Genomic DNA, 24,150 nt, shown 5'->3' on the forward strand with positions numbered 1-24,150 from the left:
GCGAACGTGATCGTTCGTGGCGCTGATGATCCAAGGCCGGACCGGCGAAATCAGGTCCGGGGCAAGGCCGTTCACCACAATCAAACCTGACAGGCGCTGGCCGGGACAGGATGGGGACAGATGATGATGCGTGATTTCGAACTTCCGGGCCGCTCGCTCGCGGTGGGCCGCAACGGCATGGCCGCGACCTCCCATCCGACGGCGACGCTGACCGCCATCGAGGTGCTGAAGGCGGGCGGCGCCGCCATCGACGCCGCGGTCGCGGCCTGCGCGGTGCAATGCGTGGTGGAAGCGGGCTCGACCGGAATCGGCGGCGACTGCTTCGTGCTGATGGCGCCGAAAGGCGGCGATCAGGTGCTCGCCTATAACGGCTCGGGCCGCACGCCCGCCGCGCTGACCGCAGCGGCGCTGGCGGAACGCGGCGTGACGACGCTGGAGCGCAGCTCCCCGCATGTCGTGACCGTGCCGGGCGCGATCGACGCCTGGACCCGGCTCGTCGCCGATCATGGCCGCATGAGCATGGCCGAACTGCTGGCGCCGGCGATCGGCCTCGCGCGGGATGGCTACGGCATCACCCCGCGCGTCGCGGCCGACGCAGCCGGGCAGCGCGAGCTGCTCGCTGCCGACCCGACGGCGCGCCGCACCTTCCTCGTCGGCGACGAGGCGCCCAAGGTCGGATCGATCCAGCGCCAGCCGGAGCTGGCCGCGACGCTGGAAACGATCGGCCGCGAGGGACGCGACGGTTTCTATCGCGGCGCGGTGGCGCAGGACATGGTCGAGCGCCTGAGTGGTCTCGGCGGCTTCCACACCCTGGCTGATTTCGAAAGCGCCGCCGGCGAATATGTCGAGCCGGTCACCGCGACCTATCGCGGCTGGACCGTGCATGAATGCCCGCCCAACGGCCAGGGCATGATCGCGCTGATGATCCTGAAGATCCTCGAGCGCTTCAAGCCGGCGAGCGACCCGCTCGATCTCGACGGGCTGCATGTCGAGGTCGAGGCGACCCGCCTCGCCTATGCGGCGCGCGATGCCTATCTCGCCGACATGTCGGCCGCCAAGGTCCCGGTCGAATACCTGCTCTCGGACGAGGTGGCCGACCGACTGGCCGCGCAGATCGACCCCAAGCGGGCGCTCGATCCGCTGCCGGTGCTGGACGGCGTCGAGCACCGCGACACGGTCTACATCTCCGTCGTCGACAAGGATCGCAACGCCGTCAGCTTCATCAACTCGATCTTCCACCCCTATGGCTCGGGCCTCGTCGCGCCGCGCTCGGGCGTGCTGCTTCACAATCGCGGCCAGAGCTTCTCGCTCGCCGCCGGCCACCCCAACCAGATCGGCCCGCGCAAACGGCCGATGCACACGATCATCCCCGGCATGGTCACCCGCGACGGACGAGCAGTCATGCCCTTTGGCGTCATGGGCGGGCATTACCAGGCGATGGGGCATGCGCATCTGCTCTCGAAGCTGTTCGACCACGGCCTCGACCTGCAGAGCGCCATGGATCTGCCGCGGCTCTTCCCTCTTCCCGGCACGAAGACGATCGAGATGGAAGGACGGCTGCGCACCCTCCGGGGCGAAGGCTTCGCCGCGCGCGGCTTTACGGTCGCGCCGCCGAAATCGGCGATCGGCGGCTCGCAGGCCATCTGGATCGACTGGGAGAACGGGACGCTGCTCGGCGGCTCCGATCACCGCAAGGACGGCTGCGCGCTCGGCTGGTGAGTGCGCGAAGGAAAAGGACTACGATCATGACCGACTATCGCGATACCGACCTCTTCATCGACGGCGTCTGGCGGAACGGCTCGCAGGACCGCCTGCCGGTGCTCGACCCCGCGACCGAAGAGACGATCGGGGCACTCGCCCATGCGGGCATCGACGACCTCGACGAGGCGCTGGCGGCGGCGGCGAAGGGCTTCAAGCTCTGGCGCGACGTGGGCGCCTTCGACCGCTCCAAGCTGATGCGGAAGGCCGCCGGCATCCTGCGCGAGCGGGCCGAGCAGGTCGCCTATCTGATGACCCGCGAGCAGGGCAAGCCGCTGGTCGAGGCACGGCTGGAAACCCTGGGTGCCGCCGATACCATCGAATGGTTCGCCGAGGAGGCGCGGCGCGGCTATGGCCGCATCGTCCCCGCCCGGGCGACCAACGTCACCCAGCTCGTGATCCATGAGCCGGTCGGCCCGGTCGCCGCCTTCACGCCGTGGAACTTCCCGCTCAACCAGGCGGTGCGCAAGGTCTCGGCCGCGCTCGCGGCCGGCTGCTCGGTGATCCTGAAGGGGCCGGAGGAGACGCCGGCGAGCTGTGCCGAGCTGGTGCGCGCCTTCGCCGATGCAGGCCTGCCCGCGGGCGTGCTGAACCTTGTCTACGGCGTGCCGGCGACGATCTCGGGCCATCTGATCCCCCATCCGGTGATCCGCAAGATCTCCTTCACCGGCTCGACGCCTGTCGGCAAGAAGCTGGCGGCGCTGGCGGGCGAGCACATGAAGCGGGTCACCATGGAGCTCGGCGGCCATGCTCCGGCGCTCGTCTTCGACGATGCCGACGTGGCGCTCGCCGTTCGCGTCCTCTCCGGCGCCAAGTTCCGGAATGCCGGCCAGGTCTGCGTGGCGCCAACGCGCTTCCTCGTCGCGGACGGGGTTTATGACGACTTCCTCGACGGCTTCGTGAAGGCGGCGAAGGCGGTGAAGGTCGGCAACGGGCTCGAAGACGGCGTGACCATGGGCCCGCTCGCCAATCGCCGCCGCGTCGAGGCGATGGAGGCTCTGACGGCGGATGCCCTCGAGCGCGGCGCCAAGGTCGAGACCGGTGGCGAGCGCATCGGCAATCGCGGCTATTTCTTCCAGCCGACCGTGCTGACGGGCGTGCCGCTCGATGCCCGCATCGCCAATGACGAGCCCTTCGGCCCCGTCGCCCTGATCAGCCGCGTGGGCAGCTATGACGAGGCGATCACCGAGGCCAACCGCCTGCCCTTCGGCCTCGCCTCCTATGCCTATACGCGCTCGGCCAAGACGATGGCCGATCTCGGGCGCGACATCGAGGCCGGCATGCTCTCGATCAACCACCATGGCCTCGCCCTGCCGGAGCTGCCCTTCGGCGGCATCAAGGATTCCGGCTATGGCTCGGAGGGCGGCACCGAGGCGATGGACGCCTATGTCAACACCAAGCTGGTGACGCAGGCGGTCTGAACGGAGCGCCAAAAACACTTCCGCAGGCAAAGCCCGGCTCGCCTGCGGAAGAACCCTTCGGATTTCAGCGCCGGGTGAGCCGGCCCCTCGCGCCGCGGCTCCGCCCACTGGCGCGAGGGCTCAGTGCCCCTCGCCCCCGCCAAGATAGGCGGCGATCAGCTTGGGGTCGTGGATCAGGGTGTCGGCCTTGCCCTGCTGGACGATCTCGCCGGTCTCGAGGACATAGCCGTAGTCGGCCGTCTCCAGCGCGGCGCGGGCATTCTGCTCGACCAGCAGCACCGAGACGCCGAGTTCGCGCAGCGACGAGATCGTGCGGAAGATCTCGCGCACGATGAGCGGGGCGAGACCGAGACTCGGCTCGTCGAGGATCAGCAGCTTGGGCTTCGCCATGAGGGCGCGGCCCAGCGCCAGCATCTGGCGCTCGCCGCCGGACAGGGTGCCGGCCTTCTGCCGCCGTCGCTCCTGCAGCCGCGGAAAGCGCTCATAAACCTGGCCCAGCGCGGCGTCGACGCCGGAGCGGTCCTTGAGGCTGTAGGAGCCGAGGATCAGGTTGTCGGCGACCGACATGTCGGAGAACAGCTCGCGCTTCTCGGGAACGAGGCAGATGCCGCGCTCGACACGCTCCTCCACCTCCAGCCCGGCGAGGTTCGTACCCTCGAACGTCACCTCCCCGACCAGCGGGAGAAGCCCCATCGTCGCGAGCATCAGCGTGGTCTTGCCGGCGCCGTTGGGGCCGATCACCGAGACGATCTGGCCGGGCTCGACGGCCAGCGAGACGCCGCGCACCGCCTCGACCTTGTCGTAGGAGACGCTGACATTGCGGAGCGAAAGCAGCGCCATCAGACCGTGCTCCCCAGATAGGCTTCCTGCACGCGGGGATCGTTGCGGATCGCGGCCGGGTCGCCCTCGCAAAGCTTGGTGCCGAAATCCATGACGACGATGCGGTCGACCAGGTTCATGACGAATTCCATGTCGTGCTCGACCAGGAGGATGGTGACGTGCTCGCGGCGCAGAGTGGCGAGAAGCTCGGCGAGCTTCTGCTTCTCGTTGCGGCGCAGGCCGGCGGCCGGCTCGTCGAGGACGAGCAGCAGCGGGTCGGCCGCGAGCGCGCGGGCGATCTCCAGCAGGCGCTGGTTGCCGAGGGGCAGGTTGCCGGCCAGCTCGAAGGGGTTGTCGCCGAGCCCGATGCGCTCGAGCTGGCGCATGGCCTCGGCGCGGGCGCTCGCCTCCTCCTGGCGGTCCAGCCGCAGCGCGCCGCCGAACAGCCCGGCCCTGGTGCGCGGATAGGTGCCGATCAGCACGTTGTCGAGCAGCGTCATGCGCGGACGCAGCTTCACATGCTGGAACGTGCGGGCGATGCCGGCGCGGGCGATCCTGGCCTGCGAGAGCCGCTCGATATTGCGGCCTGCGAAGACGATCCTGCCGCTGTTGCAGGCGAGCGCGCCGGTCAACAGGTTGAACATCGTGCTCTTGCCGGCGCCATTGGGGCCGATCAGGCCGAGGATTTCGCCGGCGCGGACCTCGAAGCTCACCTTGTTGACGGCGACAAGCCCGCCGAAACGGCGCTCGGCGCCGTCGACCTGCAGCAGCACCTCGCCCGGAGCGGGCTGCCGGCGCAGCGGCAGAGGCGGCGCGGGCTGAGGCCGCTCCAGCTGCGCCTGCGGCAGGAAGCGCGTGAGATAGGGCACGATGCCCTGGCGCGCGCGCTGCAGGAACAGGATGAAGATGCTGGCGAAGACGACGATCTCGAGCTGGCCGGAGGCGCCCTTGGCTATCATCGGCAGGTAGTCCTGAACGGTGTTCTTCAGCAGGATGATCACCGCGGAGCCAATGATGCCGCCGAGGAGGCTGGTCGCGCCGCCGATCATCGCCATCATCAGATATTCGATGCCGGCCAGCGGCTCGAACGGCGTCGGGCTGATGAAGCGGCTCATATGGGCATAGAGCCAGCCCGACAGCGCCGCGAGGAAGGCGGCGATGACGAAGGCGGTCAGGTTCACCCAATAGGCGCTCACGCCGAGGCTTTCGACCAGGGTCTTGCCGCCGCGCATCGTCCGCATCGCGCGCCCGAGGCGGGAGTTCAGCAGATTGTGCAACAGGATGAGCACCACGATCACGATCGCCCAGATCAGATAGTAGATCTGCCAGCCTTCGACGAGCGCATAGGAGCCGATCGAGATCGGCGGGATGTTGGACAGGCCGTTGAAGCCGCCGAGCCCGTCGATGTTCCCGAACAGAAAGCCGATCGAGAGGCCCCAGGCGATGGTGCTGAGCGAGAGGAAATGCCCCTGCAGGCGCAAGGTGGCGAGGCCAAGCACCGCCGCGACCGCGCAGGTCAGCACGACGGCCAGCACAAGGCCGAGCCAGGGCGACTGGCCGTTGATCGCCGAGACCCAGGCCGTGGCATAGGCGGCGATGCCGATGAAGGCGGCCTGGCCGAAGGAGATGATGCCGACGATGCCGGTGAGCAGCACGAGGCCGACGGCCACGAGAGAATAGATACCGATATAGTTCAGCAGCGTGATCGAGAAGGGGCTGAGGAGGAACGGGGCCGCGGCCAGCGCCAGCACGGCCACGATCTTCACGGCAGCGAGCTGGACGCGCGTCATTCCTCGACCTCTTCTTCGATATGCGGCGACACGATCGAGCGCCAGATCAGGATCGGGATCAGCAGGGAGAAGACGATCACCTCCTTCAGCGCACTGCTCTCGAAGGAGGCGAAGCTCTCCAGCACACCGACAAAAACGGCGCCGATCGCGGTGCCGGGATAGCTCGCCAGCCCGCCGATGATCGCGCCGACGAAGGCCTTCAGACCCAGCAGGAAGCCGGAATCGTAGAAAATGGTGTTGACCGGCGCGACGAGGATGCCGGAGACGCCGGCCATCAGCGAGCCGACCAGGTAGGCGATGGTGCCCGAGCGCGCCGGACGGATGCCCATCAGCCGCGCCCCGGTGCGGTTGACGGCCGTGGCGCGCAGCGCCTTGCCGGTCAGCGTGAACTCGAAGAACAGATAGAGCAGGCCCGAGAACAGCACGGATGCCAGCACGATCAGCAGCGTCTGCCCGCTGACATGCATGCCCATCAGCTCGAAGGCGCTGTCGGTCAGCGGCTGGGTGCGGACACCCTCGGGCCCGAAGAACAGAAGCCCGAGCCCGACCAGCGCAAAGTGCAGCGCCATCGAGACGATCAGCAGCAGCAGCACGCTGGCATCCGCGATCGGGCGGAAGACGATCCGGTCGAGCAGCGGCGAGATCGGCATGACGAGCAGGAGCGCGAGCACGATGCGCACCGGCATCGACGGCGCCAGCGGCAAGGCGAGCCTCACCAGCACGACGACCAGCACCGGCAGCAGCAGGTAGAAGGCCAGCGCCTTCGGAATCTGCCTTGCCCTGCCGCCGCGCGCCAGCGACCAGCATTCCGCCAGCGACGCCAGCACGGCCAGCACCAACACGAGGCCGACCGTACCGGGCAGATGCCCGGTCTCGAGGGCCGCCAGCGTCAGAGCCGTGAAGGCTGCGATGTCACCGAAGGGGATGAACATCACGCGGGTGACGGTGAAGATCAGCACCGTGCCAACGGCGACCAGAACATAGATGGCGCCGGTGGCAATGCCGTCGAGGGCCAGGATCGCCGCGATATCGCTCGTCATGCCGGGTTTCTCTGTGCAGCCGAAGCTGTTGCCTCAGGGCTTGTAGGTCCAGACGCCGTTCTTCAGCTGGACGATGACGAGGCTGCGCTCATCCACGCCATGGCTCGCACCCGGCTTGAAGTTGTAGACGGCATGGACGCCGGGCACCTCCTTGGTCGCGAGCAGCGCGTCGCGCAGTGCGGTGCGGAACTCGGCCGTGCCCGGCTGGGCGGTCTTGAGTGCCGTCGGGGCCGCGTTGAGCATCACCAGCCAGGCATCGAAGGAATAGCCGGAGAACCCGTCAGTGCTGGCGACGCCGTTGGCCTTGAGGAACGACTCTTTGAAGTCGGCGGAGAGCTTCTTGGCGAAGTGGCCTTCAGGCAGCTGGTCCGCGACGATCACGGGGCCGGTCGAGACCTGGATGCCCTCGGCTGCCTTGGCGCCGACGCGGACGAAGTCAGGGTTGACCAGGGCGGTCGTGCCGTAGGTCGGGCCCTTGTAGCCACGCTCGGCGAGCGCCAGCAGGGGCAGCGCGCCCTGCGTCGCGGAGCCGCCATCGAGGATGCCGTCGGGCTTCGCGGCCACCAGCTTCAGAACCTGGCCGGTGACGGAGGTGTCGGTGCGGGCGTAGCGCTCATTGGCGACGACCTCGATGTCGCCGCGCCCCTCGGCAGCCTTGGCTCCGTTGTAGACGAGATCGCCCCAGGCGTCGGAAAAGCCGATATAGCCAACCTTCTTGACGCCATCGCGCTTCATGCGGTCCGCCACCACCTTGACCAGCAGCGGCGCAGGCTGCGGAATCGCGATCGCCCACTGGTTCGCGGGATCGGCGGTGGGCTGGATCGGCGAGACCGCGATGAAGGGCACCTTGAGCTCGGTGGCGACGGCCGCGATGGCGATCGTCGAAGGCGCCGTGGCCGTTCCGATCAGGAGGTCGACCTTCTCTTCTTCCGCAAGCTTGCGCGCGTTGCGGGTGGCGGCCGAGGGGTCGGACGCATCGTCGAGCTGGATCAGCTTGATCTTCTGGCCGGCGACCTCGCTGCGATAGGCGAAAGCCGCCGCGATACCGCGGCCATAGGGGATGCCGATCGAGGAACCCGGCCCGCTCAGCGAGGTGACGAAGCCGATGGTGATGTCGGCGCGCGCCGCCGAGGTCATCGCAGCCAAAGCAGCAACAGAGACGCAGAACTTGCGGAATCTTGTCATCTTATTTCCCCTCACCTGGTTGACGCTGGTTATCCGAGCTTATTAACAGTATTGATCAGATTTAAACGTAGTCGACCCCAAAACCCCGGAGCCTCCGATGACGAAACCCGGCCCCGCGCTCGCGCGCAGATTCATCGGCGTCGCTCATGGCCGCATCCATGCCGCGATCTGCGGCACGGGCTTTCCCGTCCTGCTGCTCCATCAGACACCGCGGTCCTGGGACGAGTATCGCGACGTCCTGCCGGTGATCGGCGAGCAGCGCCGTGCGATCGCGATCGACACGCCGGGCTTCGGCGATTCCGAGCCGCTGCCGGGCACGCCCACCATCGAGGGCTGGGCCGGCGCTGCGCTGCAGGCCATGGACGCGCTCGGCGTCGGGCGCTTCGCCGTCGTCGGCCATCATACCGGCGCGGCCATCGCGGCCGAGATCGCGGCCCGAGATCCCGAGCGCATTGCCGCCGCCGTGCTGTCGGCCTGCCCCTTCGTCGATGCCGCGCGGAGACAGCATCATGACGGCCAGCGCGTCATCGACGACGTCACCGAACGGGCCGATGGCAGCCATCTCACCGAATTGTGGAACCGCCGCCGCCCCTTCTATCCCGAGGGCGACGTCGACCTCCTGCGCCGCTTCATGGCGGATGCGCTGCGCAGCGGGCCGATGGCGGTCGAGGGCCACCGCGTCGTCAACCGCTACCATATGGAAGACCGGGTGGGGCTGATCGCCTGCCCTGCGCTCGTCCTGGTGCCGGAGAACGACCCGAATGCCCGCTCGGGCGATGCCGTTGCGGCGGCCATCCGCGGAAGCAGAATGCACCGCGTTCCGGGGGCGCAAGTGCCCTTCCCCGACCAGATGCCGGAGATCTTTGCCGAGCAGGTCAATTCCTTCCTGCGCGAGCATGGCTGCTGACCGCGGGAGCGGAGCACCATCTGCGGACAAAGCGGACCTCGCCACCATCGTCTTCTCCGTTCCCCATCAGCTCGCCTCGCCTCGGAGAGAGCAGCGGGGAGCAATTAATTAATGTCCTAAATATCTTTCGAAAATCCGTCAACTCCGATGGCGATGCAAGGTCAGGCAATCGAGCCGAATTTTCGCGCATTTCGTGGGGATACGTGGCCGTCAGCGCAATGATATCCGGCATGGGTATCATGCACGCAGCCGCTCAATCGTCGCCGGCCGCGCTTGACCCCCAGATTCTTCGTGCTTTAATTAATTCAACGCAGACGATGGCGCCTGCACCCCGAGGGACCGCGCGGCCATGAAAATCTTCTGGCAAAGCTTTGTCGATGCGAGCCTCAACGCGCCCTATCTCGCCAAGCTGTCATCCTATTTGAACGAGATTGCCGCTCCCGGCACAAGCGTTCATGTCGCCGGGATGACGCCGCCGGATCGGGATTTCGGCAGGCTCAGCGAGTTTCGCTGCGCGATCGCCGCCATCGACAACGGCCTGCAGGCCGAGGATGACGGGTTCGACGCCTATGTCATGGGGCACTTCCAGGACCCCGGCCTGTACGAGCTGCGCTCCGCCCTCCAGATCCCGGTCGTCGGAACCGGCGAGGCGACGCTGCTGGCCGCCTCCCAACTCGGGCGGCGGCTCGGACTGGTGACGATCGACAAGGTGTTTTCGACCTATCACTACGAGCAGGCCGATCGTTATGGGCTTGGACAGCGCATCGGCGGGGTCGTCGGACTTGGTTGCAAGCCGGAGGACTTCTCCGAGGCCTTCGCCGGCAACGAGAGCGCCCGGCTCAGCATGCTCGCCGATTTCACGGTTTGCGCCCAGCCGCTGATCGAGGCCGGCTGCGATGTTCTGGTGCCGGCCGGCGTGCTGCCCGGGCTGCTGCTCTGCTCCGAGCATAACCTGCGGGTCGCCCACGCGCCCGTCGTCAACTGCGCGGCGGTGGCGCTGAAATCGGCCGAGATGTGGGTGCAGCTTCAGCGTCTCAACGGCACGCAGCCGAGTCGCGGCCCGAGCTTTGCGCTCGCCAGCCGCCGGGCGCGGGAGGATTTCAGCCGCCTCGCCCGCCATGGCGGCGCCTCCTTCGCAGCAGCCACGAAGACACCCAGCGAGGCCCATCGATGACCGTCGTTCCCGAGAAGATTCTGTTCGAGGCGCAGATGACCGCCACCGGCGGGCGCGAAGGCAAGGCGCACAGCCCCGATGGAGGCTTCGCGCTGACGCTTTCGCTGCCGAAGGAGCTCGGCGGGCCCGGCGGCGGGGGCACCAACCCGGAGCAGCTCTTTGCTGCCGGCTATGCCGCCTGCTTCCTCGGCGCGGTGAAGCTGGTCGCCCGCCAGCGCAAGGTGAGCCTCACGGAGGACAGTTCGGTCACGGCCAAGGTCGGCATGGGGCCGGTCCCGACCGGCTATGCACTCACCGTCGAGCTCGAGGTCGCGCTGCCGGGCGTCGAACGGGCCCTGGCGCAGGACATCATCGAGGGTGCGCATCAGCGCTGCCCCTATTCGAATGCGACGCGCGGCAATATCGACGTGAAGCTGACGGTCGCCTGAGATGAACCACGCCGCGCGGCAGCGCCTCTCCTATGACGGCGTCGTCGTCGCCGCGCCGGTGACGGTTCCCTATGAGCGCTACTCGATCGAGAGCGCGCAATGGTGGATCGGCCGGGCGCTGAAAGGCCTCGTCGAGAGCTCGGGCATCGACAAGCGCGCCATCGACGGGCTGGTGGTCTCGAGTTTCACGCTCCAGCCCGATTCGGCCGTCGCACTGACGCAGCATTTCGGGCTGAGCACGCGCTGGCTCGACACGGTCCCGCTCGGCGGGGTCAGCGGCATCGCGGGCCTGCGCAAGGCGGCGCGCGCCGTGCAGGCGGGCGATGCCGATGTCGTCGCCTGCATCGCCGGCGACACCAACCAGGTCGACACCTTCCGGCGGACGCTGGAGAATTTCTCGCGCTTCGCGCAGGATGCCGCCTATCCCTATGGGGCCGGCGGCGCCAATGCGAGCTTCGCGCTGATCGCGCAGCACTACATGAAGCGCTTCGGAGCGACGCGCGAGGATTTCGGCCGCATCGCCGTGTCGCAGCGGGCCAATGCGCTGCGCAATCCGCATGCGCTGATGAAGGCGCCGCTGACGCTCGAGCAATACATGAAGGCGCGGCCGATCTCGGACCCGATCCATCTCTTCGACTGCGTGATGCCCTGCGCCGGCGCGGAAGCCTTCCTCGTCATGCGCGAGGATATCGCCGCCTCGCTGAAGCTGCCGGTGGCGCGCATCGCGGCCACCATCGAACGGCACAATGCCTTCCCGGACGATGTGGTGCAGATCCGCGGCGGCTGGGCCAGGGATATCGGCGAGCTCTACGCCATGGCCGGCATGCGGCCGGACGATCTCGACGTCGTCCTCACTTATGACGACTACCCCTTCGTGGTGATGATGCAGTTCGAGGATCTCGGCTTCTGCGAGAAGGGCGAGGGGCCGCGTTTCGTGCGCGAGCACGACCTCACCATCGGCGGCAACTTCCCCCACAACACCTCCGGCGGCCAGCTCTCGGTCGGACAGGCCGGCGCGGGCGGCGGCTATCTCGGGCTGACCGAGGGGCTGCGGCAGGTGCTGGGCCAGGCCGGGTCGACGCAGGTGGCGGGCGCGAGAGCAGCGCTGGCCTCCGGCTTCGGGATGATCAATTACGAGCGCGGCCTGTCCTCGGGTGCCGCCATCCTGACGGGGCCGAGCTCATGACGCAGCCGCTCTCGCCACCCCGCAAGCGCAGCCCCCTCAACCGCACGCTGGCGCCTTCGCAGCCGCCGGCCGCGCGCAGCCGAACCTCCCATGGCTTCACCGCCGCGGCGGCCGAAGGCCGCTTCGCCCTGCAATGCTGCGCGCATTGCGGCAGCTTCACCTATCCAGCCCGCGAAATCTGCCCGGAGTGCCTCTCGACCGAGCTTCCCTTCGTCGAGGCGCCGCGCGGCGGGGTGCTCGTTTCCGAGACGACGGTGCGCGTGCCGGCGGATGTCTATTTCAGGGAGCGCGCGCCCTGGCGCATTGGCCTGGTCAAGCTCGACTGCGGGCCGGTGATGGTGTCCCATCTCCATGGCGATTGCGCCGAGGGCGAGCGGGTGGCGATGTCGCTTCAGCTCGACAAGAGCGGCCAGGCGGTGGCCTTCGCCAAACCGCAACAGGAGACCCCGCACATGCAGGACGACCGGCAATGGCGGGAGATGACCGCCGACCCGAAGTTCCGGCGCATCCTCGTCACCAACGGCCGCAGCCCGGTCGGGCTGGCGGCCGTGGAAGCGCTGCTCAAGGCCGGCGCGCGGACGATCCATGTCGGCGTTCCCGAGAACTGGAAGCCGTTTCCCGAAGAGGAGCGGTTGCGCGCGCTGGACGGCGTGAAGCTCGTGCCGCTGGATCTGGGGGACGAACGCTCGGTGCGCGATCTCGCCGCCGACATCGCCGGCAAGACCGACATCCTCGTCAACACCGCCGAATTCGTGCGGCCCGGCGGCCTCACCGACCGGCAGGGGACCAGCTTCTTCCAGATGGAGCTGGCCGAGACCTATATGGGGCTCGTCCATCTCGCCCAGAGCTTCGGCCCGGCCATGCGAATGCGCGGCGCCGACGGGATCGACAGCGCCGCCGCATGGGTCAATGTCCTGTCCGTCTACGCTCTGGCGAACTGGCAGCCCTTTGGCGCCCATGCCGCCTCGCAGGCGGGGTGCCTTGCCCTCTCCCACTGCCTGCGCAGCGAACTGCGCAGCGGCGGCGTGAAGGTGATGAACGTCTTCACCGGGCCGATCGACGGCGACTGGTTCCAGACCCTGCCGCCGCCCAAGGTGGCGCCTCGCGCCGTCGCGGATGGGATCGTCTCCGGCCTTCGCCAGGGCCTCGAGGAGGTCTTCGTCGGCGACGTCGCGCAGGATGTCCGCCGCCGCCTCGCCGCCAATCCGAAGGCGCTCGAACGCGAACTCGGCTGATCGTCGCATCGCCCCACCGACAGGAGCCCGCCATGGCCGCCACCGACCTCGCCGCCTTCGCCGCCGCCCTCGCCGGCGGCTCGGTGAAGGTGATCGACCTCACCTTCACGCTCAGCCCGGATTTCCCGGTGATCGTGCTGCCGCCGGAGTTCGGCCAGGCCTCGCCGCTCCGGATCGAGCAGATCTCGCGCTATGACGCCGCCGGCCCCGGCTGGTACTGGAACAACATCACGCTGAGCGAGCATACCGGCACGCATTTCGATGCTCCGATCCACTGGTTCACCGGCAAGGACCTGCCCAACAATGCGGTCGATACGATGCCGGTCGCCGACATGGTCGCGCCCGCCTGCGTGATCGACTGCTCGGCGCAGTCGGCAGCCGACCCGGACTTCCTGCTGACGATTCCCGTGGTCGAAGCCTGGGAGGCCGAGCATGGCCGCATCCCGGAGCGCAACTGGGTGCTGCTGCGCACCGACTGGTCGAAGCGCAGCGGGCGCGACTATGCCAATCTCGGCGAAGGCGGCCCGCATACGCCGGGGCCGGACTCGGCCGTGATGCGCTGGCTGGTCGAGGAGCGCGGCATCATCGGCTTCGGCACCGAGACGATCGGGACCGATGCGGGGCAGGCCGCCCATCTCGACCCGCCCTACCCGGCCCATCACTTCCTGCATGGCGGCGGGCGCTACGGCCTGCAATGCCTGCGCGATCTCGACAAGCTGCCGCCGACCGGCGCGGTGATCATTGCGACGCCGCTGAAGATCATCAACGGCTCGGGCAGCCCGGTGCGTGTGCTGGCGCTGGTGGGCGAGACTGGGTGACGAGAACCCGCAGGGCGCGCTGGCTGCCTTGATCAGGCTTGAAGCGTGCTGGATCGTCCCTGAACCGCCACGTCATCCCGGCCTTGAGCCGGGATCCATCGGAGGCCTCCGGAGGGCTATGATGGATCCCGGATCGACGCTGCTGCGCAGCTTGTCCGGGATGACCCGCATTTTCCCGGAAGCGTGACGGCCCGCGAACGCTCGCAACGCGAACGTTCAGTGTTTGCGGAGGCTGGCCTTCAGCGGGCGCAGATCGAGCGCCGTGCCATCCTCCACCGCCTTCGCGGCGAGTTGCTTGATCTCGCCGCGCGCCAGCTTCTTCGTCGCCGAGAGCGGCAGATCCGGCACGAAGGCCACATAGCCAGGCAGCTTGTGATAGGCGATCAGCGCGGCGCTTTCGCGCAGGATGCGCTCGGCGAGGGCCGCTTTTTCCGCAGTGTCGGCGACGATGAAGGCGAAGACCTCCTCGCCGCGAAGCTCGTCCGGCACGGGGGTGACGGCGGTGGCCCGCACAGCCTCCTGCCGTTGCAGCACCGATTCGACCTCCAGCACCGCGATGTTCTCGCCGCTGCGGCGCACGATGCTCTTCTTGCGATCGAAGAAATAGAGCAGGCCGTCATCGCCCTGCCGGATGAAGTCGCCGGTGTGGAACCAGCCGCCCTGCCAGGCTTCCTCCGTCGCGGCTTCGTCGTCGAGATAGCCGCTGAAGAAACCCGCCCGGGGATCGTCACCGCGGGCACGGACGAGCAGCTCGCCCGCCTGGCCCTTGCCGACCTCGCCACCCTGCTCATCGACGATGCGATAGTCCATGCTCGCCGCGGGCTTGCCGATGCAGCGTGACTCGAAGCCCGCGGGAACCTCCGCCGTCGTCGTCGCCGCCGCACCGCCCGTCTCGGTCATCGCCCAGGCATCGACGATGCGGATGCCAAAACGCTCCTCGAAGGCGGCGCGGTGGCGGACATCGACGCCGGGCGCGAAGGCGAAGCGGACCTTGTGGCGTCGATCGTCCGGGCTCGGCGGCAATTGCAGCAGGATCGCGGGGATGACGCCGAGACAATGGATGATCGTCGCGCCGCTATCGGCGACGCTGGCCCACCAGCGGCTGGCATGGAAGCGATCGAGCGGAACGACCGCCCCGCCCGTGGCCATCATGCCGACGGCGCTGCAGCCCAGCGCGTTCATGTGGAACATCGGCAGCGGCGTCAGATTGATGTCGCCCTCCTCCACCGCCGCGATGCCGCCCTGGCCGTGATACCACTGCGCCACCTGCAGGAAGTAGCGGTTGGACAGGATGCAGCCCTTGGGCTTGCCGGTGCTGCCCGAGGTGAAGAGCAGCGCGCATTCCGCGTCGCGGTCTCCGGCCTGCGCCGTAACCGTCTTGCGGCAATCCGGAATGGCCGCTCCGAGCTCGACCGGCCGGAAGCGGGTGAACTCCGCTCCCTTTGCGAGCGGTGCGATGCGCTCGCCGACGCCGAGGGCCAGATCGACATCGGCGAGCGAGAGCTGGAAGGCGAGTTCCTCCGGCCGCAGATCCGGGTTGATCGGGACGATCGAGACCCCGAGCGCGTTAAGCGCGAGCCAGTGCACGAAGAATTCGGGCCGGTTGTCCAGCAGGAGGGCGACGCGCGCGCCGCGGCCGTAACCAGCCTGGCTGTAGGCGGCTTTCGCCCGCTCCACCTGGGCCCCGACCTCGCCATAGGCGAGGCTGAAGCCGCCCGGCGCATAAGCGAGCCCCGCGCTCGCGGGCGCGATCAGGAAGGGTGCGTCCGGGGACCGTTGCACGGACGCGGCAAAGGCATCATGCGGCGAAGCGAAGCGGCCAAGAACGTCCATGAACCAATCTCCGGAGCAGAAGCACCTCATCTATAAAGCGATCCGCACGCAGCGCGATAGGCCCTTGTCAAATTACTTCGGGCATGAACTAATTTGCCGCTTGCCGGCCCTTTAGGCCTGCCGGCTTTTGCATCCGCGCAGATTGGAGGATCGCATGAGCGATCTCGGCCGCACGCCTCTCGACGCCATCGACGCGGTTCGGCGCTTCGCCCCAGCCGAGCGCGTGCTGCCGACCCTGCTCCAGCGACAGGCCGAGCGCTACGGCGGCCGACGCCTCCTCGTGTTCGGAGAGACGGTCTGGAGCTTCGCGGATACCGCCAGGATCGCAGCGGCCTCCGCCAAGACGCTGGCGGATGCGGGGCTGCGCCATGGCGACCGCGTCGCCATCCTGTGCTCGAACCGGCCGGAGTTCCTGCAGGTCTATCTCGGCTGCGCCTGGCTCGGCGTCATCGCCGTGCCCATCAACCTGGCGCTGCGCGGCGGCCAGCTGGAGCATGTGCTGCGCAATGCCGAGCCGGCGCTGCTGGTGATCGAGGATGCCTCGTTTCCGGCGCTCGACACGATCGATGCCGGGTTGCTGCCGCCCAAGACCTGGGTGGCGGGGGACAGCGCGCCGGCGCGGGCCGGCTGGCGCACCCTTCCCGTTCTCGGGGAGGGAATCGCGCCCGGGCCGGTCAAGCCCGGCGACACGGTCGCGATCCTCTACACCTCGGGGACGACAGGCCCCGCGAAGGGCGTCTGCTGCCCGCAGGCGCAGATGTTCTGGTGGGGTGTCTATTCGGCTCGCGCGCTCGATATCCGCGAGGGCGAGACACTGCTGACCACGCTGCCGTTGTTCCACACCAATGCGCTCAACGCCTTCTACCAGGCGATCATCAATGGCTGCACCTATGTGCTGGAGCCGAAATTCTCCGCCTCCCGCTTCTGGGACTCGATCCGCAAGCACGAGGCCAATGTAGGCTATCTGCTGGGCGCGATGGCGGCGATCCTGCTGGCGCAGCCGGAACGGCCCGAGGATCGCGAGCACAAGCTGCGGGTCGCGCTGGGCGGCGGCGTGCCGGCGCGCTTCCACGACGTGTTCCGCAGCCGCTTCAACGTTCCGCTGCTCGACGGCTACGGCTCGACCGAGACGAACTTCGTCTTTGCCAGCCCGATCCCGTCCGATCATCCCGGCAGCCTGGGCTATCTCGCCGAGGGCGTCGAGGCCTGCATTGTCGACGAGAACGACGAGCCGGTTCCGGATGGCGTCTCGGGTGAGCTGCTGCTGCGTCCGACCCGAGCGTTTTCCTTCGCCACAGGCTACTACAACATGGCGGAGAAGACCGTCGAAGCCTGGCGCAACTACTGGTTCCACTCCGGCGACCGGGTGGTGCGCGAGCCGGCCGGACATTACCGCTTCATCGACCGGATCAAGGACACGATCCGCCGGCGCGGCGAGAACGTCTCCTCCTGGGAGGTCGAGCAGATCCTGCTGGCGCATCCTGCCATCGGCGCCTGCGCGGTCTACCCGCTGCCGTCCGAGCTCGGCGAGGACGAGGTGGCGGCGGCGATCCAGTTCGAGGCCGGCGCAGCGCTTTCACCGGAGGAGGTGCTGCGCCATTGCGAGGACCGGCTGGCCTATTTCGCACTGCCGCGCTTCCTGACCTTTGTCGAGGCGATGCCGCTGACCGAGAACGGCAAGATCAGCAAGCCCACGCTGCGCAGCCGGGGTGTGAGCGAGCAGACCTGGGATCGAGAGAAGTCCGGCTATCAGGTGAAGCGGTGACAGCCTGACCGGCTGCTTCGACCCTCAGCCAGAGGCGTCGGGAGCGAGGACCACCACTTCGGCGGAGACCTGAGGCCGCGGCCTCAGGCCGTCGGGCCGCCGCAGCGGTCGCGATAGGCCTCGAAGGCCGCGCGCAGATCGTCGGGGACGGGAATGGCCTTGTGCTCGGCCAGCGAGGTCACGACGGTGACGAAAGAGCCCCTGGCGCATTCGAGCCCGTCCTTGAAGGCATGCAGCTTCAGCGTCACGGAACTGCGCCCGAGCGCCTCGATGACGACCGCGACCTCCAGCGTCTCGCCCATGCGCGCAGGCTTGGCGAAATCGGCCGAGGCGTGGGCATAGCCCAGCCCGGTTCGGCGCGGGCCGATCAGCTCGTAATAGGAGATGCCCAGCGCCTGCGCGTACCACTCTTCAAGGACGGTGTTGAAGAGGTGGAAGTATTGCGGCGTGTAGACGATGCCAGCCGGGTCGCAGTGGCCGAAGCGGATGGCGAGAGCGTGCCGCCAGATGGCTGGAGAGAGATCGCTCGTCCGCAAGGGAGCGAAACGCGACATGGACCCTCGCATTAGTTAAGGCACTAAGCAATTCTTAGAGCGACGCGCCTCTGCTGTCGAGAGCGAAACCGGCTTCCGTTCAAAAGAACGGTTTCATTGCCGGGAGTTTTGAGCGATATCAGCGAGGAGGAAGAGACAGCCGGCGGCCGGGTGACATCTCAAAAGGATCGTGCCTTGACTATCCACGAAGAACTCGACGATTTTCGCCTCGGCGAGCGGTCTGCCGGCGACCAGGATCACCGCGGCGAGGTGCGGCTCTGGCTGCGCCTGCTTGCCTGCTCCACCCTGATCGAGTCCGAGCTGCGCCGCCAGTTCCGCGAGACCTTCAACTTCACCCTGCCACGCTTCGATATCCTGGCCCAGCTCGACCGTGAGCCGGGCGGGCTCGTGCAGGGCGAGCTGTCAAAGCGCCTGATGGTCTCGCAGGCCAATGTGACGCCGATCATCGAGCGGCTGATCGCGGACGGGTTCGTGACCCGGAGGCCCTCCAATCTCGACCGCCGCATCCAGATCATCTGCCTGACGGTGGAGGGCCGGCAGAAATTCCGCCGGATGGCGAAGAAGCACAGTGCCTGGCTCGCCGATGTCATGGCCGGCTTCCCGGAAGAAGACATCGACGATCTGGTCAAGAAGCTGGCCTCGTTGAAGCGCGTCGTCGTCGCCAACCGCAGTGACGGCGGGCGCTAGAGCGTTCCGGTCTTTCTCGGAAACATCACGATCGAGACCGTAGTGGCTTCCGCGCGGCCCCGATCATTCCAGACGGCGCCGGCCCAGCGATGGATGCTCAGGCCTCGAAGGCGCCCTCCAGCGTCTTCAGCGCTCCCTCCAGTGCCTCGCCCTGCTCGTCGGCCAGCGCGGCCGTCCGCAGCCGCCGCAACCAGCCGGCGCCATCCGGCTTGCCGACCAGCCCGGGGGCCGCGGCGAGCACGCGATCGAACTTCGATTCGCCGCGCGCATGGGTGTCGGAATACCCCTTCACCAGCCGGCGGCAGGCCAGTACCTCGACGGCGAGTGCGTAATCCTGCGCGACGATCCGTTCCGCCAGGGCCAGCCAGTTCGCGATATGAGCGCCCTCTCGCAGATGGCGAAGCAGGCGCCGGCGCGCAGGCCGCAGAGCGGCGACGAGGTTGAGCGATAGGAACCAGGAGACATGCCCGGTCTTGACGCGTCGACCGCGATTGACGACGCGGTCGAGCAGGCGCACCAGCCGGGGCTGGCCCTCGAGCCAGAGGCCGAGGCCCTTCGGCATGGTCCCGATGACCTCCTCCATGCGCGGATGCATGAACTCGGTCATATAGAGGAGTTGCCCGTCCCGCTTGCCGACCTCCTGGTCGATGCGGGCAAAGCGCGAGGCCCGCGTCTTCAGATCCGCGACGCGGATGACGTCGTCATAGGCCATGGCGACGGCGAGGTATTTGGCGGCCGCATCGGTGAAGGCATAGCCGGCCGCCTCGCCGCCATGGGCACGGTCCAGCGCCAGGAAGCCGCGCAGGCGGTCGAGATATTCGCCGGCATAGGCGACATCCTGATAGTCGGTCAGGCGCTTGACCCCGGCGAAGACCATCGGCCGAACGGAGGTGGGGAACTCGCCGTGGACCCTGGCCAGCAGGGCGTCGAGCTGGGGCACGCCGACGCTCGTCGGCACCGGTGGCGGCAGGGCTTCGGCTTCCAGCACAGGAACCGGCTCGGGCGGGCGCGCCGCCCGGTCGAAGCCGGCCGCGAAGGCGCGCAAGCTCGGCTCGACACCCTTGCCACCCTCGCGGATCGCAGCCTCGTAGGTCTCGCGCGAAAAGGGCAGCACGCCGGAACCGGCCAGCGCGCCGAACATCACCGCGGAGATCACGCTGCCGTTCCTTTCGGCGAGCGCCTGCATGTCGAACTGGATCGACTGGCGCGCGGCGAAATCAGACGCCTCGTAAACCGGGCCTGAAGCGGCGATGCCGTCTCCGGGCTTCTCCTTCTCGCTCACCGCCAGGCTGCGATGCGTCGAGGCGATCAGCGTCGTGCGGTCCGGCGTCACCAGCCCGCGGAGCATGGCGCGGCCTGCTTCCATGAATTCGGCCGCAGCCACCACATCGACATCGCCCGGGGTCGGCATCAGCGAAAGCACCGGGTGGCGGCCACCGCGCGGCGGCAGCATCTCGACATAATAGATCGTCGCACCGGTGCGCTGGGCAACGCCGGGCACGGAGGTCGATTGCGCGACCCAGCCGGCATGCTCGGCCGCGGCCACGATCCAGTCGGTCAGAACGCCGCCGCCCTGCCCGCCCATGGCGAGCACGGCGATCGAGAGCGGGCGGTCGAACGCGGCACTTTCGCCGGTCGGCAGCGGGGCAACAGCGTTCACGAGAACACCACCCGCCGGGCGTCGCGGCGCCGCTGCAAATAACCGATCACGGCGCCGCGCAGCTTCGCCATGAAGAGGTCGAAGCGTGTGGGATTATAGATCACGTCGGCGCGGTAGAAGGAGGGGCAGAGCACCGCGGCCTCCGCCACCTCGCCGCAATTGCCGCAGCCGACGCAATTGTTGTCGATCGCGGCGACGGGATCGTCGCGCAGCGGGTCGTCGAGATGCTTGACCGAGAGCGAGGGGCAGCCGGAGAGCCGCATGCAGGCATGGTCGCCGGTGCAGACATCCTCGTCGACGCCGAAGCGCTGCTTGACCGAGCGCTTGCCCTCCTTGACCGCCTTGTTGAACAGCGGCTTCACCCGGCGCTGCTTGTTCAGCATGCATTCGGAGGAGGCGATGATGATCTTCGGCCCCTCCTCCTTCGAGGTCAAAGCCGCCTTCAACGTGTCCCGCATCTTGGCGACGTCATAGGTCCGGTCGATCTCGCGGACCCATTTGGCGCCGATGCCGCGCACGGCCCTGGCGATCGGGTTGTTGGTGGAGCGGCGGGCATTGTCGGCGCGCGAGGACATGATGTCCTGCCCGCCCGTCGCCGACGAATAATAGTTGTCGACGACCATGATGACCTGGTTCTGCTTGTTGAACACGGCATTGCCGATGCCGGACGACAGGCCGTTGTGCCAGAAGCCGCCATCGCCCATCACCGAGATCGGCCGTTTGTCCGCCTCGACGTTGAAGGCCGAGGCCGAGGCCGGGCCGAGGCCATAGCCCATCGTCGTGCCGCCGAGATTGAAGGGCGGCAGGATCGAGAACAGGTGGCAGCCGATATCCGCCGAGATCTGGTGCGGCCCCAGTTCCTTCTCGACCAGCTTCATCGCCGCGAAGATCGGCCGCTCCGGGCAGCCGATGCAGAAGCCGGCCGGGCGCGGCGGCACGATCTCGGCGAGCTGCTTGACCGGGGCGGCGGAGACGACCGCATCGGCGCTCGGCAACGGCGGGCGGTTCCCGAGAAGATGCGGCGCGTTCTGGTCGAGAAAGGCGCCGATGCCCTTGCTCAGCACGGCGGCGGTATAGTCGCCGCCGAGCGGCAGCACATCCTTGCCGGCAAGCCTGGCCGCCACGCCCCGGCGTCGCAGGACGGTGCCGATCGCCTGCTCGATATATTCCGGATGCCCCTCCTCGACGACCAGCACGGCGCGCTTGTCGCGGCAGAACTCCGCCACCTCGTCATCGGCGAGCGGATAGGTGACGTTGAGGACATAGAGCGGAATCTTGCTCTCGCCATAGGCATCGGCGAGGCCGAGATATTGCAGGCCGCGCATCACGGAATTGTACATCCCGCCCTGCATCACGATGCCGACCTCGCCGGCCTCGGGTCCGAAGAACTCGTTGAGCTTGCGGCGCTTGATGAAATCGACCGCCGCCGGCCAGCGCTGCTCCAGCTTCTGCCGGTCCTGCAGCATGGAGGCCGGCGGCAGCACGATGCGGTTGAGATCGCGCTGCGGGTTCTCCAGCGCCTCACGGATGGTGTAGGCCGGCTTGCGGTTGTCCTTGGCGACGAACTGGCCATGGACATGGCAGGCGCGGATGCGGACCTGCAGCATCACCGGCGTGTTGGTCGCTTCCGAGAGCTCGAAGCCGTCCTCCACCGATTTGACGATGGATTCGAGGTTGGGGCGCGGGTCGAGCAGCCAGATCTGCGACTTCATCGCGAAGGCATGGCTGCGCTCCTGCGGGATGGAGGAGCCCTCCCCGTAATCCTCGCCGAGGATGATCAAGGCGCCGCCGGTGACGCCGCCGGACGCCAGATTGGTCAGCGCGTCGCTGGCGACGTTCGTGCCGGCCGTCGACTTCCAGGTCACGGCGCCGCGCAGCGGATACATCACCGAGGCCGAGAGCGAGGCGGCGGCAGCAGCCTCCGAGGCGGAGGACTCGAAATGGACGCCGAGCTCGTCGAGCACGTCCTTGGCGTCGGCGAGAACGTCCATCAGATGGGAAATCGGCGAGCCCTGATAGCCTCCGACATAGGAAACGCCCGATTGCAGCAGCGCCTTGGTGATGGCAAGGATGCCCTCGCCGCGAAAGGTATCGCCGTCGCCGAGGCGCAGATCCTGGACCTCGCGCGCAAATGAGCGTTCCGCCATCGATACCTCCACGCCGAGCCCGCCGTGGAACGGCTCCATGCGAGCCCCTCCCCTCGAGGTTCGCGCAAGCCGGATCGCACGGTCTTCAGGCTGTTCCGCGAGTTACTTTATGTCTTAAGTAATTTGCGTCAAGCCCGCGGTGGCGCCGATGCCGCTGGAACGGGGCCCCCGACACCGAACCAAGCCCTTGCCCGGAAACGACAAAGTGCTTTCCCGGTTATTTTCGTAAGAATGCCGCTCTCTCGAAAACTTGACAGCATTCGTTCGTGGGCTGAATGTTTCTGCGGTTTCATGCGGGCCGATTGCCTATGGCGGCCTGCCCCGCGAGGCCTGGTCACATCCATGCAGAGAGCGTGCCGTGGACCGCTGCGGCCGTGCTGCGGCGACACCAACAACAGGGGAATCGTCATGCGTCACCGGATCCTTGCCGCCGCGACGGCCATCTCGCTCGCACTGGCGGCCACCGCTGCGCGTGCGGAAATCGTGGTCGGCTTCGTCACCGGTCTGAGCGGCCCGATTTCGTCGATCGGCATCCCGAACGCCAAGGGGATCGCGGCAGGCGCCGCCTATCGGGGCGAGGTCGGCGGCGAGGCGATCCGCATCATCCAGCTCGACGACGCCTCCGATCCCACCGCCGCGGTCAGGAACGCGCGGAAGCTCGTCGAACAGGAAAAGGTCGATATCCTGATCGGCACCTCGGGCGCGCCGCAGACCTTCGCGATGGCCACCGTCGCCGCCGAATTGAAGGTGCCGATGGTCGCGATCTCGCCGATCGCCGAGCCGCCGAAGGGCGATGGCGGCCCCTGGGTCGTCCAGATCCCGCAGCCGCAGAAGCTGCTGGCGCAAGCCATCGTTGCCGACATGAAGAAGCGCAACCTCAAGACCGTGGGCTTCATCGGCTTCAGCGACGCGCTGGGCGACCTGATGCACGACTCCCTTTCGGCCGCCGCCCAGGAGGGCGGCATCAAGCTCGTCAACAACGAGCGCTATGCCCGCACCGACACCTCGGTGATGCCGCAGGTGCTGAAGACGATCGCCACCCGCCCCGATGCGATCGTTGTCGGCGGCACGGCGACGCCAGGCGCCCTGCCGGTCCTCGCGCTCAGCGAGCGCGGCTACAAGGGCCCGATCTACGGCAATAACGGCATGATCAGCACGGATTTCCTGCGCGTCGCCGGCAAGGCGGCCGAGGGGCTGATCTGCCCGACCGGGCCTGTCGCGGTCGCCGAGCAGCTGCCGGACAGCAACCCGATCAAGCCGGTCGCGCTCGCCTATCGCGCGGCGTATGAGAAGGCGAACGGCAGCAAGCCGACCGACGGCTTCTCGGCCTATGCCTTCGACGGCTGGGTGGTTCTCACCGATGCTGCCAAGCGTGCTCTGGAGAGCGGGGCCAAGCCCGGCACGCCGGCCTTCAAGGAAGCGCTGCGCCAGGCGCTGATGTCGAGCAAGGAGATCGTCGGCACCCACGCCGTCTACAACTTCACGCCGCAAAGCAGCTTCGGTGTCGACGAGCGCTCGCGCGTGCTGGTGAAGATCGAGCAGGGCGGCTGGAAGCTGCTGCCCTGAGGAGAGACCTGGACTCATCCATGCCGTCATTCCGGACGGAGCGAAGCGCAGGCCCGGAATGACGATGTGGTTATCGGGAAGCCGGCGCGGCCTGCATGTGGGCTTCGACGAGCTCCGAGGTCTTGCGGTAATGGGCGGCGAGCAGTGCCGCCGCCTCGTCGGCGCGCCTTGCCAGTG

General features: G+C 67.8%; 19 protein-coding genes. 11 read left to right on the forward strand and 8 right to left on the reverse strand.

The window, feature by feature from the left end:
* Window positions 1-126 precede the first annotated feature (126 nt).
* Window positions 127-1,719, forward strand: coding sequence for a gamma-glutamyltransferase family protein (locus tag BW981_RS09165; RefSeq protein WP_076438398.1), 1,593 nt, complete (start codon window positions 127-129; stop codon window positions 1,717-1,719).
* Between the two features lie 26 nt (window positions 1,720-1,745).
* Window positions 1,746-3,179 (forward strand): NAD-dependent succinate-semialdehyde dehydrogenase, encoded by a 1,434-nt coding sequence (locus BW981_RS09170; protein WP_076438327.1) that lies wholly within the window; start codon window positions 1,746-1,748, stop codon window positions 3,177-3,179.
* A 120-nt stretch (window positions 3,180-3,299) separates the two neighbouring features.
* On the opposite strand, the gene BW981_RS09175 is transcribed toward BW981_RS09170, so the two are convergent.
* Genes BW981_RS09175 through BW981_RS09190 form a run of 4 tightly spaced genes read right to left on the reverse strand, consistent with a single transcriptional unit; the run spans window position 3,300 to window position 8,013 of the window.
* Window positions 3,300-4,022: an ABC transporter ATP-binding protein gene (locus BW981_RS09175; protein WP_076438400.1), complete on the reverse strand. Its 723-nt coding sequence runs from the start codon at window positions 4,020-4,022 to the stop codon at window positions 3,300-3,302.
* Window positions 4,019-5,788, reverse strand: coding sequence for a branched-chain amino acid ABC transporter ATP-binding protein/permease (locus BW981_RS09180; protein ID WP_076438329.1), 1,770 nt, complete (start codon window positions 5,786-5,788; stop codon window positions 4,019-4,021). The genes BW981_RS09175 and BW981_RS09180 overlap by 4 nt, the downstream gene beginning before the upstream one ends.
* A complete protein-coding gene (locus BW981_RS09185; RefSeq protein ID WP_076438330.1) occupies window positions 5,785-6,828 on the reverse strand; it encodes a branched-chain amino acid ABC transporter permease in 1,044 nt (347 codons plus the stop codon). The genes BW981_RS09180 and BW981_RS09185 overlap by 4 nt, the downstream gene beginning before the upstream one ends.
* A 33-nt stretch (window positions 6,829-6,861) precedes the next feature.
* Window positions 6,862-8,013 (reverse strand): ABC transporter substrate-binding protein, encoded by a 1,152-nt coding sequence (locus tag BW981_RS09190; protein ID WP_076438332.1) that lies wholly within the window; start codon window positions 8,011-8,013, stop codon window positions 6,862-6,864.
* A gap of 97 nt (window positions 8,014-8,110) precedes the next feature.
* On the opposite strand from BW981_RS09190, the gene BW981_RS09195 reads away from it, so the two are divergent.
* The 6 genes from BW981_RS09195 (at window position 8,111) to BW981_RS09220 (ending at window position 13,761) form a co-directional block, all read left to right on the forward strand.
* Window positions 8,111-8,920, forward strand: a complete 810-nt coding sequence (locus BW981_RS09195; RefSeq protein ID WP_076438334.1) for an alpha/beta fold hydrolase — start codon at window positions 8,111-8,113, stop codon at window positions 8,918-8,920.
* A 349-nt stretch (window positions 8,921-9,269) separates the two neighbouring features.
* Window positions 9,270-10,094: an aspartate/glutamate racemase family protein gene (locus tag BW981_RS09200; RefSeq protein ID WP_076438335.1), complete on the forward strand. Its 825-nt coding sequence runs from the start codon at window positions 9,270-9,272 to the stop codon at window positions 10,092-10,094.
* The gene (locus tag BW981_RS09205; protein ID WP_076438337.1) at window positions 10,091-10,522 is read left to right on the forward strand and encodes an organic hydroperoxide resistance protein; all 432 of its coding nucleotides are present in this window, start codon (window positions 10,091-10,093) and stop codon (window positions 10,520-10,522) included. Before BW981_RS09200 ends, BW981_RS09205 begins: the two co-directional genes overlap by 4 nt.
* Before the next feature lies 1 nt (window position 10,523).
* Entirely contained in the window at window positions 10,524-11,708 is a 1,185-nt protein-coding gene (locus tag BW981_RS09210; RefSeq protein ID WP_076438338.1) for a thiolase family protein, read from the forward strand.
* Window positions 11,705-12,943: an SDR family NAD(P)-dependent oxidoreductase gene (locus tag BW981_RS09215; protein WP_076438340.1), complete on the forward strand. Its 1,239-nt coding sequence runs from the start codon at window positions 11,705-11,707 to the stop codon at window positions 12,941-12,943. Before BW981_RS09210 ends, BW981_RS09215 begins: the two co-directional genes overlap by 4 nt.
* Before the next feature lie 32 nt (window positions 12,944-12,975).
* Complete coding sequence (locus tag BW981_RS09220; protein WP_076438342.1) at window positions 12,976-13,761, forward strand: cyclase family protein; 786 nt, start codon at window positions 12,976-12,978, stop codon at window positions 13,759-13,761.
* A gap of 216 nt (window positions 13,762-13,977) precedes the next feature.
* Here the strand turns inward: BW981_RS09220 and BW981_RS09225 are convergent, their stop codons facing one another.
* On the reverse strand, window positions 13,978-15,594 hold the full coding sequence (locus tag BW981_RS09225; RefSeq protein WP_076438344.1) for an AMP-binding protein: 1,617 nt from the start codon (window positions 15,592-15,594) through the stop codon (window positions 13,978-13,980).
* A gap of 154 nt (window positions 15,595-15,748) precedes the next feature.
* Here BW981_RS09225 and BW981_RS09230 point away from each other — a divergent pair, with 154 nt between their 5' ends.
* The gene (locus BW981_RS09230; RefSeq protein ID WP_076438345.1) at window positions 15,749-17,359 is read left to right on the forward strand and encodes an ATP-dependent acyl-CoA ligase; all 1,611 of its coding nucleotides are present in this window, start codon (window positions 15,749-15,751) and stop codon (window positions 17,357-17,359) included.
* Between the two features lie 83 nt (window positions 17,360-17,442).
* On the opposite strand, the gene BW981_RS09235 is transcribed toward BW981_RS09230, so the two are convergent.
* Window positions 17,443-17,913 carry an acyl-CoA thioesterase gene (locus tag BW981_RS09235; RefSeq protein ID WP_083712247.1) on the reverse strand — a complete coding sequence of 157 codons (471 nt, stop codon included), beginning with the start codon at window positions 17,911-17,913 and terminating at the stop codon, window positions 17,443-17,445.
* Window positions 17,914-18,087: 174 nt separating this feature from the next.
* Between BW981_RS09235 and BW981_RS09240 the strand changes: the two genes are divergently transcribed.
* On the forward strand, window positions 18,088-18,600 hold the full coding sequence (locus BW981_RS09240) for a MarR family winged helix-turn-helix transcriptional regulator (RefSeq protein ID WP_244560275.1): 513 nt from the start codon (window positions 18,088-18,090) through the stop codon (window positions 18,598-18,600).
* A 97-nt stretch (window positions 18,601-18,697) separates the two neighbouring features.
* Here BW981_RS09240 and BW981_RS09245 read toward each other — a convergent pair whose 3' ends face one another.
* Both BW981_RS09245 and BW981_RS09250 read right to left on the reverse strand, forming a co-directional pair.
* Window positions 18,698-20,260 carry an indolepyruvate oxidoreductase subunit beta family protein gene (locus BW981_RS09245; protein ID WP_083712248.1) on the reverse strand — a complete coding sequence of 521 codons (1,563 nt, stop codon included), beginning with the start codon at window positions 20,258-20,260 and terminating at the stop codon, window positions 18,698-18,700.
* Entirely contained in the window at window positions 20,257-22,407 is a 2,151-nt protein-coding gene (locus BW981_RS09250) for an indolepyruvate ferredoxin oxidoreductase subunit alpha (RefSeq protein WP_076438406.1), read from the reverse strand. Before BW981_RS09250 ends, BW981_RS09245 begins: the two co-directional genes overlap by 4 nt.
* 408 nt (window positions 22,408-22,815) lie before the next feature.
* Here BW981_RS09250 and BW981_RS09255 point away from each other — a divergent pair, with 408 nt between their 5' ends.
* On the forward strand, window positions 22,816-23,973 hold the full coding sequence (locus tag BW981_RS09255; protein ID WP_076438346.1) for an ABC transporter substrate-binding protein: 1,158 nt from the start codon (window positions 22,816-22,818) through the stop codon (window positions 23,971-23,973).
* Window positions 23,974-24,150 lie beyond the last annotated feature (177 nt).

The organism is Allobosea sp. TND4EK4 (assembly GCF_900156025.1).
Classification (GTDB): domain Bacteria; phylum Pseudomonadota; class Alphaproteobacteria; order Rhizobiales; family Beijerinckiaceae; genus Allobosea.